This window comes from Bacillus sp. Y3, assembly GCF_008123875.1.
Classification (GTDB): Bacteria; Bacillota; Bacilli; order Bacillales; family Bacillaceae; genus Bacillus; species Bacillus altitudinis.
The window spans coordinates 260,061-278,231 of the sequence record NZ_VSSC01000001.1 but is presented as its reverse complement, the minus strand read 5'-3'; the positions used below and the strand labels follow the sequence as shown (position 1 = coordinate 278,231).

At 42.0% G+C, this 18,171-nt stretch carries 17 protein-coding genes; 12 read left to right on the top strand and 5 right to left on the bottom strand.

From position 1 onward, the window contains the following. Positions 1 to 89 precede the first annotated feature (89 nt). On the bottom strand, positions 90 to 335 hold the full coding sequence (locus FXF70_RS01455) for a hypothetical protein (RefSeq protein ID WP_148779715.1): 246 nt from the start codon (positions 333 to 335) through the stop codon (positions 90 to 92). A gap of 239 nt (positions 336 to 574) precedes the next feature. Here FXF70_RS01455 and FXF70_RS01450 point away from each other — a divergent pair, with 239 nt between their 5' ends. From FXF70_RS01450 to FXF70_RS01405, 10 genes are all read left to right on the top strand, one after another. Continuing rightward, on the top strand, positions 575 to 2,173 hold the full coding sequence (locus FXF70_RS01450; RefSeq protein ID WP_148779714.1) for a histidine kinase N-terminal 7TM domain-containing diguanylate cyclase: 1,599 nt from the start codon (positions 575 to 577) through the stop codon (positions 2,171 to 2,173). 255 nt (positions 2,174 to 2,428) lie between these two features. Further along, a complete protein-coding gene (locus tag FXF70_RS01445) occupies positions 2,429 to 2,884 on the top strand; it encodes a DUF6376 family protein (RefSeq protein WP_148779713.1) in 456 nt (151 codons plus the stop codon). 97 nt (positions 2,885 to 2,981) lie between these two features. Beyond that, a complete protein-coding gene (locus FXF70_RS01440; protein ID WP_017359234.1) occupies positions 2,982 to 3,287 on the top strand; it encodes a metal-sensing transcriptional repressor in 306 nt (101 codons plus the stop codon). A gap of 83 nt (positions 3,288 to 3,370) precedes the next feature. After that, positions 3,371 to 3,577, top strand: coding sequence for a copper chaperone CopZ (copZ, locus tag FXF70_RS01435; RefSeq protein WP_017368060.1), 207 nt, complete (start codon positions 3,371 to 3,373; stop codon positions 3,575 to 3,577). 84 nt (positions 3,578 to 3,661) lie between these two features. Continuing rightward, the gene (locus tag FXF70_RS01430; RefSeq protein ID WP_148779712.1) at positions 3,662 to 6,097 is read left to right on the top strand and encodes a heavy metal translocating P-type ATPase; all 2,436 of its coding nucleotides are present in this window, start codon (positions 3,662 to 3,664) and stop codon (positions 6,095 to 6,097) included. Beyond that, on the top strand, positions 6,094 to 6,291 hold the full coding sequence (locus FXF70_RS01425; protein ID WP_008347641.1) for a hypothetical protein: 198 nt from the start codon (positions 6,094 to 6,096) through the stop codon (positions 6,289 to 6,291). Before FXF70_RS01430 ends, FXF70_RS01425 begins: the two co-directional genes overlap by 4 nt. Before the next feature lie 242 nt (positions 6,292 to 6,533). Beyond that, positions 6,534 to 7,811, top strand: coding sequence for a cation:dicarboxylate symporter family transporter (locus tag FXF70_RS01420; RefSeq protein ID WP_007500222.1), 1,278 nt, complete (start codon positions 6,534 to 6,536; stop codon positions 7,809 to 7,811). A gap of 16 nt (positions 7,812 to 7,827) precedes the next feature. Beyond that, complete coding sequence (gene aspA / locus FXF70_RS01415) at positions 7,828 to 9,273, top strand: aspartate ammonia-lyase (RefSeq protein WP_007500224.1); 1,446 nt, start codon at positions 7,828 to 7,830, stop codon at positions 9,271 to 9,273. A gap of 117 nt (positions 9,274 to 9,390) precedes the next feature. Continuing rightward, positions 9,391 to 10,707 (top strand): ATP-binding protein, encoded by a 1,317-nt coding sequence (locus FXF70_RS01410; protein ID WP_017359237.1) that lies wholly within the window; start codon positions 9,391 to 9,393, stop codon positions 10,705 to 10,707. Continuing rightward, complete coding sequence (locus FXF70_RS01405) at positions 10,704 to 11,639, top strand: response regulator (protein ID WP_017359238.1); 936 nt, start codon at positions 10,704 to 10,706, stop codon at positions 11,637 to 11,639. The genes FXF70_RS01410 and FXF70_RS01405 overlap by 4 nt, the downstream gene beginning before the upstream one ends. 14 nt (positions 11,640 to 11,653) lie before the next feature. Here the strand turns inward: FXF70_RS01405 and FXF70_RS01400 are convergent, their stop codons facing one another. Continuing rightward, complete coding sequence (locus tag FXF70_RS01400; protein WP_148779711.1) at positions 11,654 to 12,262, bottom strand: TetR/AcrR family transcriptional regulator; 609 nt, start codon at positions 12,260 to 12,262, stop codon at positions 11,654 to 11,656. A gap of 88 nt (positions 12,263 to 12,350) precedes the next feature. Between FXF70_RS01400 and FXF70_RS01395 the strand changes: the two genes are divergently transcribed. Then, positions 12,351 to 12,899 carry a hypothetical protein gene (locus tag FXF70_RS01395; protein WP_017359239.1) on the top strand — a complete coding sequence of 183 codons (549 nt, stop codon included), beginning with the start codon at positions 12,351 to 12,353 and terminating at the stop codon, positions 12,897 to 12,899. 38 nt (positions 12,900 to 12,937) lie between these two features. Here FXF70_RS01395 and FXF70_RS01390 read toward each other — a convergent pair whose 3' ends face one another. The 3 genes from FXF70_RS01390 to FXF70_RS01380 are packed head-to-tail and all read right to left on the bottom strand — an operon-like array spanning position 12,938 to position 15,505. Next, positions 12,938 to 13,876 carry a metal ABC transporter substrate-binding protein gene (locus tag FXF70_RS01390; protein ID WP_148779710.1) on the bottom strand — a complete coding sequence of 313 codons (939 nt, stop codon included), beginning with the start codon at positions 13,874 to 13,876 and terminating at the stop codon, positions 12,938 to 12,940. A gap of 13 nt (positions 13,877 to 13,889) precedes the next feature. Further along, positions 13,890 to 14,762: a metal ABC transporter permease gene (locus FXF70_RS01385; protein ID WP_007500236.1), complete on the bottom strand. Its 873-nt coding sequence runs from the start codon at positions 14,760 to 14,762 to the stop codon at positions 13,890 to 13,892. Continuing rightward, positions 14,762 to 15,505, bottom strand: coding sequence for a metal ABC transporter ATP-binding protein (locus FXF70_RS01380; RefSeq protein ID WP_024719815.1), 744 nt, complete (start codon positions 15,503 to 15,505; stop codon positions 14,762 to 14,764). Before FXF70_RS01380 ends, FXF70_RS01385 begins: the two co-directional genes overlap by 1 nt. A gap of 423 nt (positions 15,506 to 15,928) precedes the next feature. On the opposite strand from FXF70_RS01380, the gene FXF70_RS01375 reads away from it, so the two are divergent. Beyond that, positions 15,929 to 18,028, top strand: a complete 2,100-nt coding sequence (locus tag FXF70_RS01375) for a heavy metal translocating P-type ATPase (RefSeq protein WP_148779709.1) — start codon at positions 15,929 to 15,931, stop codon at positions 18,026 to 18,028. Positions 18,029 to 18,171: the final 143 nt, after the last annotated feature.

Genomic DNA, 18,171 nt, shown 5'->3' with positions numbered 1-18,171 from the left:
AAGACGTCTGCTTTACAAAGCTCAGTGGGTCTTAAGAATAACGAGTTTAGTTCACAAAGTAAGAAGGATGCTACATACTGTCATCCTTCTTACTTTTCATGTAAGTTCCTCGAGGAAAACCGAACCAACCGAACAAACAAAGGACAAACCACAACCACCGCCATCATCATCAAAAGTCCATCCGACATGATCTCCACAAATGTTGTCTGAATCACATAAACCGCAAGCAGCAGCAAATAACTCATTAAAAATAACAGCTTAGATCGTTTCTTCTGAAATGGCTTCTCTAAAAGAATCAGCATAAACAAACCTGCCATGATGATCAAAAAAGTCATCTCCTATCAAGCCTCCTTTTCATTCATCTCCACATTGTACAGATATTTCACTTGCAACAATATGCTTTATCCTTAAATTAAGTAAGAAGTAATGAATAGATGGGGCGCCACGACTAGTAAAATGACGAACGCTTTCCAAAAAACCGCCAACCAAATCAAAATCACATCTTCCCATTTGAGACGTCCTCATATATAGTAAGATTAGACTAGTTCTAAATAACTGAAATTGGGGCGTTTACATGGATTCGATTGTTTTACATTTTATTGTGATCATGAGTGTTTCTGGCATTCTGTCCGTAATATTATCAATCATTGCTCATGCAAATCGCCATCGGTATATTGGCTGTCAATTGTTTATGTATATGTCTGGAGCAACTGCGATTTATATTTTTGGACATACATTTGAATTATTGGCGCGCACCCCTCAAGAAATTACATTCTGGGTTAGTTTTCAATACATAGGTCTTCCGTTTATTGCACCGTTCAGCCTGATGATTGTGCTGCAGTTTACTGGTTTCCATCAATATGTAACAAAGCGCCGCGTGATTCTCTTCTTGCTGATTCCAATTTTAACCACCATTCTGGTGTTCACCAACTCTTTTCATTCACTCTTTTACCGAAGCATCACGATGAATACAGTAGACGGTTTTTTATTAGCTGATTTCACCATTGGTTATTGGTATATCATTCATGGGGTCTATACATTTGGCTGTTCCATGCTCGCTATTTTTATGCTGCTTTGGTTTTTACGTGTGAAGAGAGAATATTTGAAACAGGTTCTGATCTTGCTCGTTGGAATATTATTGCCGATCACGACCTCTTTTATCTATTTATTAGGTGTCACGCCTTTTCACATTGACCCAGTACCAGTGGTGATGTTTTTAACCAATGCACTCTACTTATGGGCGATTATGTCTTTTCATCTCTTTAAGCTCTCTCCCATTGCAATGGAGCGTGTGTTTGAACATATGTCAGAAGGTGTTCTTCTATTGGATCGATACCGAACACTGATTGATTATAACCCTGCGGCTGCATTGATCATTCCTGTGCTCGCTAAAAAGGGAATCGGCTATAAAATCGATGATATATTCTCAGGAATCATCAAAGAACCAGCGTTTATACAGTGGCTACGTTCTCCGCAGGATCATTCACAGTATGATTTAATGTGGGAAAAAGAGCAGCCCTTCTATTATCATCTCACTGCTTCCTCTCTTTTTAATAGAAGAGGAGAAGTCGAAGGCAGGCAAATTGTCATCAGCGATGTTACTGAACAGCGACTATTACAGGAAGAGCTGGAGCGCCGAGCATATATTGATGGTTTGACGAATATCTTCAATCGGTCTTCTTTTATTGAACGAACGCAGATGTTATTGGAAGAGGATGCGCAGGATACTGCGATATTGCTATTTGACATTGATTTCTTTAAACAAATCAATGATACGCATGGACATCATATTGGAGACGAGGCGTTGCGTCATGTTGTGTCCATTTGTCAGCAGCATTTGAAGATGGATGATTTATTTGGTCGATATGGTGGAGAAGAGTTCGCCATTTGTCTCCCGCATCATTCATTTGAAGAGGCATGTCATATTGCGGAACAGATGAGACATTCATTTGAAGTGAGTTTCTTTCAGACAGATGAGAAAAAAGTAAGAGTGACAGCAAGCTTTGGCGTCGCCCATACAGCGAATGATCCCTCTATATTAGAAACGCTTCTATTTGAGGCAGATCAAGCCTTGTATATGTCAAAACGCCAAGGACGTAATCGGATTTATGCATCAACTGGTTCGGACTATATGCTGTACCAAAAGCAGGATCTTCCCCCTGCTTCTCATTGACTGTTGTCCTTCATTTAGATATGATAAACATAACATTTGAACGGTTTCCTAAAGGGGAGTAGCTTTTACGGCTTGGTCGTCATTACAGAAACATCCTTTGTTTCTCGGCCATTCCGGCATGAACATGTTAGCCAGACCTTTGCCTATCACACATGAGGCAAAGATCTGGCTTTTTTTAAGGTCTTTTTGCATCTGTGTGGTTGGAAGCTGGACAAATGAGGGGTTTCAACATAGCAGATGAAAGGATGATGGATCTTGAAACAATATGTGATGGCGTTTCTATTTACCGGTACGTTTTTGTTAAGTGGATGTTCAGGACTGTTAGACCAAGTGAACGATACAACGACATATGTCACAGAGGCGAATGAGTATGTGACGGATATTCAGCAATTCACAGAGGATTTTCCACAGCTTGCGGAAGAAGCTGTACAAGATGCTGCCAAAAGAGCAGATTTGACGCAGCAACTGGAATCATTGAAAGCAGACATTCAAGAATTTAATGAACTCACAGCCCCATCAATAGCAGAAGACCTGCATGCACAAATCATAGAGAAAAATAAAGTGCTGTCAGAGGAGATTCAAACCTATTTACAGCAATTGAAAATGGACAACTTCAATGCTGCAGCTGTTTTAGAGGATCAACAAGGGCTCATGAAGCAGCTTCAGCAATCGGTCAGCCTTTTGCAAGATATTGAACAACTAACAAACTAGGGTAAGCAAACGGTGATCACAGCATATCTTTGCCTTTCCAGGTGAAGATATGCTTTAATTGAATGTAACACAAGTATGATAGAAAAAAGGTGATCAGATGACAGAACATGAAGAAAGACATATCGCTTCGCCTAGAGCTGAGAAGGAAAAAGAGCAATTAATCAATCGCTTAAAACGAGTGGAAGGTCAAGTGCGAGGGATTCAGCAAATGATTGAAAACGATCGCTACTGCATAGATGTCGTGAATCAAATTTCTGCTGTCAATGCAGCTTTAAAAAAAGTGAGTCTTCAATTAATGGAAAAGCATACACATCACTGCGTAGCGGATGCCATTAAGAGCGGTAATGGGGATGAAGCGATTGAGGAGTTAATGAATGTCTTCACGAAGCTGACAAAATCGTAGCAAAAAGCGGATCATTTATGTTTACAATGATACCCTACTAGGGTATAGTAAAAAAAGAAAATGATTGATGGAGGCGATGAGAAGTGGAACAAGCAACACTACAAGTGCAAGGCATGTCTTGCGGACATTGTGTGAAAGCAGTCGAAGGAAATGTAGGAGAATTAGCAGGTGTTGAATCTGTGAAAGTCCATTTAGATAAGGGTCAGGTGGAGGTTTCCTTTCACCCAGATCAAATCACGTTACACCAGATCTCTGATGTCATTGAAGAACAGGGATATGATGTCGTATAAAATGAGCATACGTGCTGCATAAGACAGCACGTATTTTTTTAAAAATAACAATACCCCCATGGAGTATGTGGAGAGGTGAGATAAATGAAAAAAGAAATTGATTTTCAAATTACGGGAATGACTTGCGCCGCCTGTGCAGGCCGCATTGAAAAGGGCTTGAACAGGTTGGAAGGTGTGGACGGCGCCAGTGTGAACTTAGCTCTTGAAACATCCCACATTGTGTATGAAACAGAACAACTCACAGCAGAGGATCTGAAACAAAAAATTCAATCTCTTGGCTATGATGTGGTGATGGAGCAAGCTGAATTTGATATAGAGGGAATGACATGTGCGGCTTGTGCAAACCGAATTGAGAAAAAAGTCAACCGAATGGACGGTATTGATCAAGGATCAGTGAACTTTGCGCTTGAGTCACTTCAGGTGACATATCATCCAGGGAAAATATCTCCAAGTGACATAAAAGAGGCTGTGAAATCCATTGGATATTCATTAACCGAACCAGCCGAAGAGCATGCGGAGGAAGGAAAAAAAGACCATCGTCAAGCAGCGATTGAGAAACAAACGGCACGCTTTTTGTTCTCGATGATTTTGTCATTGCCTCTTCTTTGGGCAATGGTCAGTCATTTTTCTTTCACATCGTTTATTTGGTTGCCAGAAGCGTTTATGAATCCATGGGTTCAGCTCGCATTAGCAGCGCCCGTCCAGTTCATTGTCGGCTGGCCTTTTTATGTAGGTGCTTATAAAGCGTTGAAAAATAAAAGTGCCAATATGGATGTCCTTGTGGCATTAGGGACATCAGCTGCTTTTTTCTATAGTTTATATGAAAGTATTCAGTCAGCGGTTCAAGGCACACATGAGGCGGCCCTCTATTATGAAACGAGTGCTGTGCTCATTACGCTAATTGTGCTCGGAAAATTAATGGAAGCAAGAGCGAAAGGGAGATCATCAGAAGCGATTCAAAAACTGATGGGCTTACAAGCGAAAGAAGCTGTGATAGAGCGAGATGGGAAAGAAATGACCGTTCCTATTTCTGAAGTGAAAGTGAATGATCTTGTGTTCGTCAAGCCGGGTGAAAAAGTCCCGGTAGACGGAGAAATCATCGAAGGAACAACAGCGATCGACGAATCCATGATTACAGGTGAAAGTCTGCCAGTTGATAAAACCACAGGAGATACAGTCATCGGGGCAACCATCAATAAAAATGGATTTGTGAAAGTGAAAGCAACAAAAGTAGGAAAAGAAACGGCTCTTTCACAAATCATTCGAGTCGTCGAACAAGCGCAAGGCTCAAAAGCACCAATTCAAAGAATGGCAGATCAAATTTCAGGGATATTTGTCCCCATTGTTGTAGGATTGGCTGTGCTCACTTTTCTGATTTGGTATATCTTTGTTGATCCAGGAAATGTGACAGCAGCCCTTGAGACCTTTATAGCGGTCATCGTCATCGCATGTCCTTGTGCGCTTGGTCTTGCTACACCGACCTCTATTATGGCAGGCAGCGGCCGGGCAGCTGAATCAGGGATTTTGTTTAAAGGCGGAGAACACTTAGAGGTAACCCAATCACTAGATACAGTAGTGCTAGATAAAACAGGGACTGTGACAAAAGGGGAGCCGAGTCTTACAGATGTGATCGCGTCTGCCAATTGGACAGAAGATACGCTGCTTCAGTTAGCAGGATCGGCAGAACAGCAGTCAGAGCATCCACTTGCCAGAGCGATTACAGAAGGCATGAAGAACCGGGGTCTCCAAGCGGTAGAGGTAGAAGCTTTTCAAGCAGATCCTGGTCATGGAATTGAAGCAAGAGCTGCAGGACATGAGCTTTTGATTGGCACACGGAAGCTCCTAAAGAAACATCATATCAGCTGCGAAGCACTAGAAGCAGTTGTGACTGAGCTTGAAGAACAAGGAAAAACGGCGATGCTCATTGCCATTGACCGCGAGCCAGCAGGTATTGTCGCCGTTGCAGATACGATCAAATCGTCTTCTTCTCAAGCGGTCGCTCGTCTCAAAGAGCAAGGGATTCACGTCGTGATGATGACAGGAGATAACAAACGAACAGCAGAAGCGATTGCGAGTGAGGCAGGCATAGATCATGTGATCGCTGAAGTTCTTCCTGAGGAAAAAGCGGCTCATATTGCAGCGCTTCAGAAACAAGGAAAAAAAGTGGCGATGGTTGGAGACGGCATCAATGATGCCCCTGCCCTTGCAACAGCAAATATCGGGATGGCCGTCGGAACAGGTACAGATGTTGCCATGGAAGCGGCAGATATTACGCTCATGACAGGAGATCTCCATGCCATTGCAGATGCACTTGAATTTAGCAGAAAAACGATGAGAAACATTAAACAGAATCTATTTTGGGCGCTTGCTTACAATTGTATTGGTATACCGATCGCTGCATTTGGGTTCCTAGCGCCATGGCTTGCAGGAGCCGCAATGGCCTTTAGTTCTGTATCGGTTGTGCTGAACGCACTAAGATTACAGCGATTGAAACCTGTCAGAGAGGGCGTGGCAAAATGAAGCTGAATGTTAAATGGGTGTGGACGTTGAGTGCTGTGATTTATGTAGCCTTTGTACTGATAGGTTATGCGATTTATGTCGAACTTTCCCCTCTTCAAGAGCCGCCAGCTGATCATATGCAACATGAGACTTCATCAGAAGCGAAGTCCTCGCATTCTTTGTCAGTCCTGCCCTTCGGTGCTCGTCCTTTCTAGACTTCAATGGTTTTCTATCACAAAGAGCTAAAATAAAGTTCATTTTAGCTCTTGCTCAACAACCTGAGACTTCGCCAAAAGCGAAGTCTTTTTTTAACAATTTTGTGGAAAAACCCACCTTTTAAAAGATTTTTCATAAAAAATTCACTTCTTTTTGTTCCTTTTTGTCGTTTTTTGTAGGTTCATCGTTAAGATGCGATTAAGCAACAAAGAAAGCGTTATCAAAAAAAGGGGGTCCACGTATGAAAAAGTTAGGGTTAGCTTCTCAAATACTCATCGCACTTGTCTTGGGTGTTGTCGTAGGAGCGCTGTTTTATCAAAATGAAACCGTTATTAATGTGTTAACGCCAATTGGCGATATATTCATCCACTTAATTAAAATGATCGTTCTTCCAATTGTTATTGCTGCATTGATTGTAGCTGTTGCAGGTGTAGGCGATATGAAAACCATCGGAAGACTCGGTGGGAAAACGATTCTTTACTTCGAAATTGTGACAACGATTGCATTAGCAGTTGGACTGCTTGCAGCAAACGTTTTCCATCCTGGTACAGGAATTGATATGAGCAACATGGAGAAAGGCGATATCTCTAAATATGAAGAGACATCTAAGTCTTCTGCCGAAAAAGCTAGTTTCTCTGAAACGATTGTGCATCTTGTGCCAACAAACGTGTTCCAATCCATTGCAGAAGGTGATCTATTACCAACAATCTTCTTTACAGTGTTATTCGGATTAGGAATTGCAGCAGTTGGAGACAAAGGAAAACCAGTGTTAGGATTTTTTGAGGGCATCCTCGAAGCGATGTTCTGGGTGACCAATAAAGTGATGAAGTTTGCACCATTTGGTGTATTCGCGCTCATCAGTGTGACGGTGATCAAATTCGGGGTCGGAGCGCTTCTCCCGCTAGGTAAACTGGTACTTGTCGTTTACGGCACAATGGCATTCTTCGTTATTGTCGTACTTGGCATTATCGCAAAATTAGCTGGAACAAGCGTCTTTACACTATTTAGAGTGTTAAAAGAAGAAATCATTCTTGCATTCTCAACAGCAAGTTCAGAAGCTGTACTGCCTAGACTAATGGATAAAATGGAGAAGTTCGGCTGCCCGAAAGCGATCACGTCGTTCGTTATCCCAACAGGCTATACCTTTAACTTAGATGGAAGTGCCATCTATCAATCCATTGCCGCCATATTTGTTGCACAAATGTACGGCATGCCTCTTTCCATCTATGAGCAAATTACGTTACTATTAATCTTAATGCTCACATCAAAAGGAATGGCTGGTGTACCAGGTGCATCGATCGTTGTTGTGATCACAACACTTGGAGCAATGGGACTTCCGCTTGAAGGACTTGCCTTCATCGTTGGGATCGACCGTATCCTTGACATGGTTCGTACAACTGTTAACGTATTTGGTAACTCACTTGCAGCCATTGTCATGTCTAAGTGGGAAAAAGTGTTTGATCAAGAGAAATCGAAGAAGTATATTGAGGAATTAAAACAACAAACAAAAGCAGCGTAAAAGGAGATCTTTTCAAATGACGAAGCTACAGGACAAGCAAGTTCGTATCGAACGAGACTTTCTAGGTGAAAAGGAAGTAGACACTCAAGCGTATTATGGAATTCAAACATTACGTGCAGTAGAGAACTTTCCAATTACTGGCTACCATGTTCATGAGGAACTCATCAAAGCATTAGGGATTGTCAAAAAGGCAGCCGCACTTGCAAATATGGATACAAAGCGACTATATGCTGGTCTTGGAGAAAAAATTGTTCAAGCCGCAGATGAAGTGATTGAAGGAAAATGGAATAATCAATTTATTGTCGATCCAATTCAAGGCGGGGCTGGCACTTCAATGAATATGAATGCCAATGAAGTCATTGCAAACAGAGCGCTTGAACTACTAGGAAAGGAAAAAGGCGCTTATACTGAGCTAAGTCCAAACACGCATGTGAACATGTCGCAGTCAACAAACGACGTTTTCCCAACAGCGATTCATATTTCAACATTGAATATGATTGAAAAACTACTTTATACGATGGAAAACATGCATCAAGTCATGACAGAAAAAGCGCAAGAATTCGATCATGTCATCAAAATGGGACGTACGCATCTTCAGGACGCTGTTCCAATCAGACTTGGTCAAGAGTTTAGTGCATATGCAAAGGTTCTTGCTCGTGATATTAAACGAATCAAGCAGTCTAGACAGCATTTATATGAAGTCAATATGGGCGCAACTGCAGTTGGAACAGGACTGAATGCTGATCCTAAATATATTCGCCAGGTCGTTGGTTATCTAGCTGACATTAGCGGATTGCCGTTAGTTGGAGCAGAAGATTTGGTCGATGCTACGCAAAATACAGATGCTTATACAGAAGTATCAGCTGCACTGAAAGTATGTATGATGAATATGTCCAAAATGGCAAACGATATTCGTTTGATGGCTTCAGGTCCTAGAGCAGGCTTTGGTGAGCTGCATTTGCCGCCGAGACAGCCAGGTTCATCTATCATGCCAGGGAAAGTCAACCCAGTGATGCCTGAGGTCATGAACCAAGTGGCATTCCAAGTCATTGGAAATGACCACACGATCTGCCTTGCATCAGAGGCTGGTCAGCTTGAACTGAACGTCATGGAGCCAGTTTTAATATTCAACTTACTACAGTCTCTCAGCATGATGAAAAATGTATTTGAATCCTTTGTCGATAACTGCTTGCGTGACCTAAAAGCAGATGAATCTAGATTAAAAGAATATGTAGAAAAGAGTGCTGGTGTCATGACGGCGGTCAATCCGCATATTGGTTATGAAGCTGCTGCACGAATTGCGAGAGAAGCGATACTTACAGGCGTATCTGTACGTGAGCTTTGTCTGCAAAATGATGTGTTATCAGAGGAAGAGCTTGATATCATCTTAAATCCTTTTGAAATGACAAAACCAGGTATTGCTGGCGCATCACTTTTAGAAAAGGATCGTTTAGAAGATTAAGCGGCATCATGAGAAGCGCACACCGACAAATGTCCGGTGTGCGTTTTTTCATGGACTGTTTGTTTTTCTGAAGCTCACATAGTATACTATCGTCAATTATTAGGGATGTGACTGCGTTTGAATCTACTGAAAAAATGGTTGAATACAGAGCCTTATTTAATTATCATGCTCATTGTTCTGACTCCGATTGGGGGAGAGCTGAAATTTTATCCATTTGAGGATAGCTTTCGGGTCAGCTTTGGAACCGTTGTCTTTTTCTTTATTCTGCTTCAAATGAAAAAATTCCCGGCATGGGCAAGCGGCATCATTGCGGGGGGATCAGTGTTTGCATTCCGGGTGCTTCTTGATACCGCTGTGTCAGGCCACTTAGCGCTGGAAGAGGCCGTTTCTTTAAGATTTCCTTCCCTGCTGTATTACGTCGTCTATGGTACGCTTTTTTATGTATTACAGGTCAGACGTTTCCGTGATAAGCCTTGGCTCATTGGGGCGACAGGGATTATCATGGAACTATGTGCAAGTGTAGTAGAAATGATTGCACTCAGGGGAGCTATTGATGAAATTTTAACAGTGAGAACGCTGTTTCAACTATTTGTATTGGCGATTTTCAGAAGCTTTTTCGTATTGGCTTGTTATACGATGATTCGATTATACGAAGAACAGGCGAGAGAGCGCCAAATGAAGAAGGAAAAGGAACACCTGTTGATGCTGCTGTCGAATCTTTATACGGAATCTACATATTTTTATAAAACCCTTGCACATGCTGAGCACATTACAGCTACTTCCTATCAATTGTATCAATCACTGCATCATGCAAAGGATACGGAGTCATTAGATTTGAAAAAGCTCGGAAAAACAGCTTTGCAAATTGCAGGTGAGGTACACGAAATCAAAAAGGATAATCAGCGAATTTTTTCTGCCTTATCAAAACTGATTCATGAGGAAAACTTTCAGGAGTATGCAAGTCCTGCTCATATCGCTGGACTTGTGATTCGTATCCATGAAAATTATACGGAATCTCTTAAAAAACACATCGTTTTTCATTATGATGAAGAAGGACAACACCCTGCTTATCATGTGTATACCATTCTATCTTTATTAAATAACATTGTATCCAATGCCGTTGAAGCGATTCCAGTAAATGGAGAGGTATCACTATCCATTTCGCGGAAAGAGAATGATGTAATTTTTCAAATCAGTGACAACGGGCCAGGCATTAAAGAGCGTAACCATCATGTGATCTTTAAACCGGGCTTCACTTTAAAATACGACCAAGCCGGGAACCCATCAAGCGGCATCGGTCTTTCCTATGTGAAAGACACAGCTGAGAAGCTTGGCGGAAGTGTTGAAATGAAGAGTGTCCCGAATCAACAAACGAGGTTCACTTTAACGATACCAATTGATCAAGTCAGCAGAAAAGAGGGGAATGGGAGATGAGATTTTTTATTGTTGATGATGATGAAGCCGTTCGTTCTTCACTGGCACAGCTCATTGAAGATGAAGAGCTTGGCATTGTGGCAGGGGAAGCAGAGGATGGTGCTGAAGTAACAGCGAGCTACTTAAATGATTTGCATATTGATATCTTGTGTATTGATCTTCTGATGCCGGAAAGGGACGGTCTTGAGACGATTCGAGCGATCAAGGATGAATTTCATGGGAAATATTTAATGCTGTCACAGGTAGAAACAAAGGAACTCATCGGCCAGGCATATACGCTCGGTGTCGAGTATTATGTGACAAAGCCGATCAATCGGGTAGAGGTCTTAAGTGTGCTCCACCTTATGATTGAACGTCTGCATTTAGAGCACTCAATTGAAAATATTCAGCATTCGCTCAAATCGGTCATGCAGTTCCAGCAGCGCGGACAGACCACGAAAACGAAGCAGCGTGGGAAAAGTCTTGCAGAGGCAGGTCAGTTTTTGTTGGCGGAGCTTGGGATTGTCGGCGAAAAAGGGTCTAAGGATTTACTAGATATGATTCTTTTCACAGATCAGTATTTAGCGTTACATGCCGATCAGCACGACTCTTTTCCTTCATTAAAAGTAATTTTCACTGGCATCACAGAGGATAAATTAAACGAACCTTTTACATCAGCAGACATCGCAAGAGAAGCAAAAGCAGCGGAACAGCGGGTAAGACGTGCGATCAACCAATCATTGAAACACATCGCCTCGCTCGGGTTAACCGATTTTTCTCACCCAACCTTTGAAAACTATGCATCAAAATTTTTCGATTTTACCATTGTGCGTAAGAAAATGAGTGAACTCACAAAAGAGACAAGTGGAAGAGAAGAGCACACACGTATCAATGTGAAGAAATTTGTGCAGGTGCTCTATTACGAGGCGAAACGTATTTTCATGGAAGATTAAAAAAGACATGCTCTCTATAAGGAGGGCATGTCTTTTTTTGTGATGGATTGAAGATGCATCTGTAGCACGGAGCGCATGAGCTGAGGCGGTAAACGATGGGGCTGTACGATTCCATTCAATGCAAGCCCATTGATGACCGCATAAAGCCGCTCAGTTTCTAATAAAAGATCGAGATGATCTAGCAGTAGCTCATCCTCTTTCAATTTCATTAAGCAAAATTGAACGGTTTGAAAAAGCTCGTCATACATCTTTGCATTGAGCGGCTGTAAATCTGGTTCAGTCAGTGCCTTGACTGTAAAAGCCTGCCACACCTCCATTTCAAATATTCGTTCTTCGTCTAGTGGAAGAACCTGCTCCAATAAAGTGAATACATTTTCCTCTGTTGAACCGTTTAATGGAAGCCTAGCAATTCGCTCCTTCACCCTTTCCTGAATTAAATTCATGGAGAATAGAAATAATTCTTGCTGTGTGGAAAAATAATGACGCATAGAGCCGGCTGAAATGCCAGCTTCAACGGCTATTTTTCGTACAGAAGCGCTTTCCAACCCCTCTTGTTTAATCACTCTCATAGCAGCTTGAGCGACCTTTTGTTTTTGTTTATGGTGATCGACGATTTTTGGCATACCTTGATTTTAGCACAGCTATTGTTTTTTTAACACAGTTGTGTTATTTTTTATTTAATACAATCGTATTAAAAAGGATGTGGGGAAATTGGTCGGTTTATTGATTGTGGCATGTGAAATTGGTTTTTGGCTGTTTATTCTTATGGGCTTAACACTGCGTTATGTGTTTAAACAGAAAAAATGGGGTGCTTTCTTTCTTGTCTGTACGCCGGTTTTAGATCTCATCCTTCTTGCGGCTACTTATATAGATTTAAAGCAAGGGGCTGTGGCGAGTGTCATTCACGGGCTTGCGGCTGTCTATATTGGTGTGAGTCTGGCCTTTGGACATCAAATGGTGAAATGGGCGGATGCCCGGTTTGCTTATCGTTTTGCAGGTGGTCCTAAGCCAAAGGGGAAACCAAAGTACGGGAAGGAGCGGTCTTTGTATGAGATGGTGGGCTGGACGCGTCATTTCATCTCTTATGTCATCGGAGCGGGGCTGTTATATGGATTGACCTATCTCATCCAAGCACCAGAACGAACGGAATCTCTGATGCAGCTTGTCAGTGTGTGGGGGATGGTCTTAGCCATTGATTTCGTCATTAGCATCAGCTACGTCATTTGGCCGAAAAAACACCCAGAAAATATAGCAGGTTGACAAAAAAGACAGGCGGACTCATTCCACCTGTCTTTTTGCTATGAGGACAATCCTTTGTAAATGGTGTCAATATTCCATTTCATCATCTTATAGTAGCTGTCCCCATCTTCACCTTCTTTGCCAATAGAATCCGTAAATACTTTCCCCTTAATCGGAACTCCGGTTTCCTCAGATAGGCTTTCAAGGCTGCGCTTATCTACACTTGTTTCAAGAAAAAGGGCAGGAACTTGATGGTCTTTAACAAAATGAATGATGCGCTTCATTTGTCCAGGTGTTCCTTCACTTTCTGTGTTGATCTCCCAAATGTAGCCGGCTTTCAGTCCATACGCATCCGCAAAATATTTGAATGCCCCTTCGCTTGTGACAAGGAGTTTTTTGTCTTTTGGCAGCTGATCAAACTTATCTTTTGCTTCATTGTGAAGCGTTTGAAGCTTTTTGATATAGATTTCAGCATTTTTCTCGTAATCCTCTTTATGCTCAGGATCTGCTTGAATGAGCGCATCTCTGGCATTTTGTGCATAAAGAATCCCATTCTCGACATTCAGCCATGCGTGTGGGTCCTGCTGGCTTTCAAGCCCTTTTGAAGACAAATGCTTCACTTTGACGCCTTTACTTAGCTCGGCTACAGGTGCATCATCCCCGTCCTTGCCGCTCGATTCAAGCAGTTTTTGAAACCAGCCATTCCCTGTTTCAAGGTTCAAGCCGTTAGATAGAACAAGGTCTGCATCCGTCGTATACTGAACATCCTTTGGCAGTGGGTCAAATTCATGTGGGTCTGTACCAATGGGAACAATGCTGTGAATAGAGACATGCTGTCCGCCTACTTCCTTCACAATGTCATAAAGAATGGAGTAGGTTGTGACAACTTTTAATGTACCGTCATCTTTTCCAGAACTCTTTTGCTGAGTAGAACAGCCTGCGATGACCAAAAGGGCAATACATACTGCGGTCAAACGGATTGCTAATACCTTCTTCATATATGTCCTCCTTTTACATAGACGCTTCCTTTTTTAACTGTGTTCGTTTTCGCTTCGATTTTAAGGATCTCCACAATATCCCTTGTTTCGGTGAAAAGATAAAGGCACTGCCGAATAATATGGTCGCGACCAGCACAATGGAAGCACCAGAAGACAAGTTATACGTAAAGCTGAGCCCAAGTCCTACGACGGCTGAAACTGCTCCAAAAAAAGCAGATAAATAAATCATGATCCATAGCCGGTCTGTCAATAAATAAGCGGTGGCAGCTGGTGTAATAAGCATTGCAACAACAAGAATAATACCTACAGTTTGCAGGGATGCCACGGTCACTAAGGTCAATAAGGTCATGAGGAAATAATGGATCATGCGATTCGGTAAACCGTAAACCGAAGAAATCACTGGATCAAATGAACTAATGAGCAGTTCTTTGTAGAAAACAATAACAGCTAGCAAAATGAAAATGCCGATGCCAAGCGTGATCCACATATCAGATGAACGAACGGCTAGTACGTTTCCGAATAAGATATGATATAAATCGCTAGAACTTTTCAAAAATGTAATCAAAATGATCCCAATGGAAAAAAAAGCAGTGAATACGATCCCGATGGCAGAATCATTTTTAATACGGCTGTTTTGACTGACATATCCGATGCCGATGGCTGTCAGTACACCAGTTAGAACCGCACCAAAGAAAAAGTTAATGCCGAGCATATAAGAGATGGCGACACCTGGAAGTACAGCGTGTGAAATCGCATCTCCCATCAAAGCCATTCCCCGTAAAATGATAAAGCAGCCGATGACGCCGCAGATGATCCCTACCATCACGGATGTAAATAACGCTTTTTGTAAAAACGCATATTCAAAAAGTCCGGTTAAGAATTCCATTACGCGTCTCCTCCTGCTGATTTTAAAAATGGCAGCTGTGTTTCGTATGCTTGGAGCATGACCTCAGGACGAAGAATATCATGGACAGGGCCTGCTTTGACCAGCTTCTTATTTAGAAGAACGAGATGGCTGAAGTAATCATCGGCTTTACTTAAATCATGGTGGACGACCAGAATGGTTTTTCCTTCATCTCGTAATTCCTTCAAAATGCCGATCATCGTTTCTTCACTTGCCATATCAATTCCGACAAACGGTTCATCTAAACAAAAGAGCTGTGCGTTTTGAGCAAGTGCTCGCGCAAGGAAGACACGCTGCTGCTGACCGCCAGATAATTCCCCAATCTGTCTTTTGGCAAAGTCCTGCATTCCGACTTTTTCTAAGCAATGGTACGCATAGGCACGGTCTTCTTTTTTCGGTCGTTTGATTAGTCCGAGCTTTGGGTATGTGCCAAGCAGTACGGTATCCAGTACATGGATAGGAAACGTCCAGTCTAGATCATTTCTTTGCGGTACATAGGCGATCTGTTTTCTCACTTGTTTAAAGGGTTGTTCAAAAAAACGAATGTCGCCTTGATCCTTTTCAATTAAATCCAAACATGCTTTCAATAAAGTCGATTTACCAGCACCATTTGGACCAATGATTCCAGTCATCGTTCCTTCCTGTATGGAAAGAGAGACGTTTTCTAGTGCATCCTGTCCGTGGTATGAGACATACAGGCGGTCGATTGTTAAAGCATATGACATCTCTTAAAGGCCCCTTTCGATCATCAATTGCGTTTCCTAAAAATATATGCATACATTTAATAATTTTGACTAAAGGATGAAATGATTCTCTAACGCTAATTTGTTTCCTTAAGGAAACTTTTATCTTATTCTAATCGTATGTCCTTCTTTTGTAAAGAGAAATGCTGAATATTCCCATCAAGCGATCGTTTTTATGTTATGCAACGAAGAGGGGACATGAGCATGGATTATTGAAAATTCACGTGACATCCTTGAATACGAAAAATCTCAAACATTTGCTTATAAATGATTGACAGTTTGTAAGAACTCCTCATATAATAAGGGTAATTCAATATATGAATATGTGCTCATATATAATATCTACAGCAGCTGATAGGTTTGATTGAATCAGGGAAGGCTACTTATATAGAAAAAGGTGAGAACATGAAAAAGATGAAGGATGAATACGTATTAAGCGGTCTCGATTGTGGAAACTGTGCACGTAAAATTGAAACAGGTGTCAGCAAACTCGAAGGGGTTGAAGCCTGCTCAATTAATTTTGCGACGGGTACATTAACTGTGACACATGCTGATGCACAAGAAACGATGTCAAAGCGTATTGAAAAAACCGTTCAGTCCATTGAACCTCATGTGAGTGTATCACCAAAAGAAGAAGGACATCACCACGATCACGATCATGGAACAAAGAATTTAAAAACGATTGTACTGAAATTAATTGGTGGTGCAGTCATTGGAACGGCGGCTTATTTTATACCTGACAATGGCTTACTGAAGTTCATCATGTTTTTCGCCGCGTATTTACTAGTTGGCGGCGATGTTGTCTTGAAAGCGCTGAAAAATATTGTGCGCGGTCAAGTATTTGATGAGAACTTCTTAATGACCATAGCTACAGTTGGTGCTTTTGTGATTCAGCAGTATCCTGAGGCACTGGCAGTCATGCTGTTTTACCAAATTGGAGAACTGTTCCAAGGGGCAGCTGTGAACCGCTCTAGAAAATCAATTAGCGAATTAATGAATATCCGTCCAGAATACGCAAACCTCAAAGTGGGGCAAGAAACAAAAAAGGTAAAGCCGGAAGAAGTCAAAGCTGGTGACCGTATTGTCGTTAAACCAGGTGAAAAAATTCCTTTGGATGGACGCGTGATAGACGGTTATTCTCTTGTGGATACCTCTGCACTAACTGGGGAGTCTGTTCCAAGAGATGTGGAAGCAGGAAAAGAAGTGCTTGCTGGATTTGTGAACCAAAACGGCATTCTTGAAATTGAAGTGCAAAAAGAGCTCAGTGAGTCAGCGGTTACGAAGATTTTGGATTTAGTCGAAAATGCAAGCAGCCGTAAAGCGCACACAGAAAACTTTATCACAAAGTTCGCTAAATATTATACACCTGCTGTGGTCGTGCTAGCTTTATTGCTTGCCTTTGTACCACCGCTTCTCATCCCATCAGCTCAATTGTCTGATTGGGTGTACCGGGCACTTGTCTTTCTTGTCATTTCGTGTCCATGTGCTCTCGTTGTATCCATTCCATTAGGTTTCTTTGGCGGGATTGGTGCCGCATCAAAACGAGGTATTTTAGTGAAAGGCAGTAACTACTTAGAAGCCTTGAACTCTGTGCGCTATGCGGTGTTTGATAAAACAGGTACTTTGACAAAAGGGAACTTTACAGTCACTCATATCGAAGCAGCGAATGAGAAATGGTCAGAAGAGGAATTGCTTTCTTTTGCGGCACTGGCAGAAGCGCATTCTTCGCATCCGATTGCGGAATCGATTAAGGCGGCTTACGGGGCGTCTCTTGATGAGAGCCAGATCGAATCTTACGAGGATATTGCGGGTCATGGGATCAAAGCGACAATTCGCGGAGCTCATGTATTGGCAGGCAACCATCGCCTGATGGAACGAGAGGGCATTGCTTTTGAAAAAGAAAAACGAAGCGGAACGGTTGTGTATTTAGCAATAGACGGTGAGTTTGCGGGATCGATCTTGATTGCAGATGAAGTAAAAGACGATGCAGTTGAAGCGATATCTTCTCTAAAAGCTGCGGGCATTCAAACCGTGATGCTTACAGGGGATGCTGCGCAAGTAGGAAATGCAGTCGCACAACAGATCGGCATTGACGAAGTTCACACTGAATTATTGCCACAGGATAAAGTCGCCAAAATCGAAGACATGTATGAGAAAAAAGCATCTCAAGACAAATTATTGTTTGTTGGTGACGGCATAAACGATACGCCGGTTTTGGCAAGAGCGGATATAGGTATTGCCATGGGTGGACTTGGTTCAGATGCAGCAGTTGAAGCGGCTGATATTGTGATTATGACAGATCAGCCATCGAAGGTAGCGGAAGCTATTGCTGTTGCTAAAAGAACGAGAGCCATCGTATGGCAGAATATTGCGTTTGCTCTTGGGGTGAAAGCCGTCTTTCTCATACTTGGTGCATTCGGTATTGCAACGATGTGGGAAGCCGTCTTTTCGGATGTTGGTGTCACTGTACTGGCTGTTTTAAATGCGATGAGGGTCATGAAATAAAATTGTAAGGAAAAATTCATGAATAGCGTCTTTCATAATAGACCCCCTCTTGTTAAAATAGAAGAAGTTGGATAATGGCATTTTCCTGAGCTGTTATCCTTTTTCTTTGTAAAGGAATGAATGAAAAAGATAAGGTAGGTGCT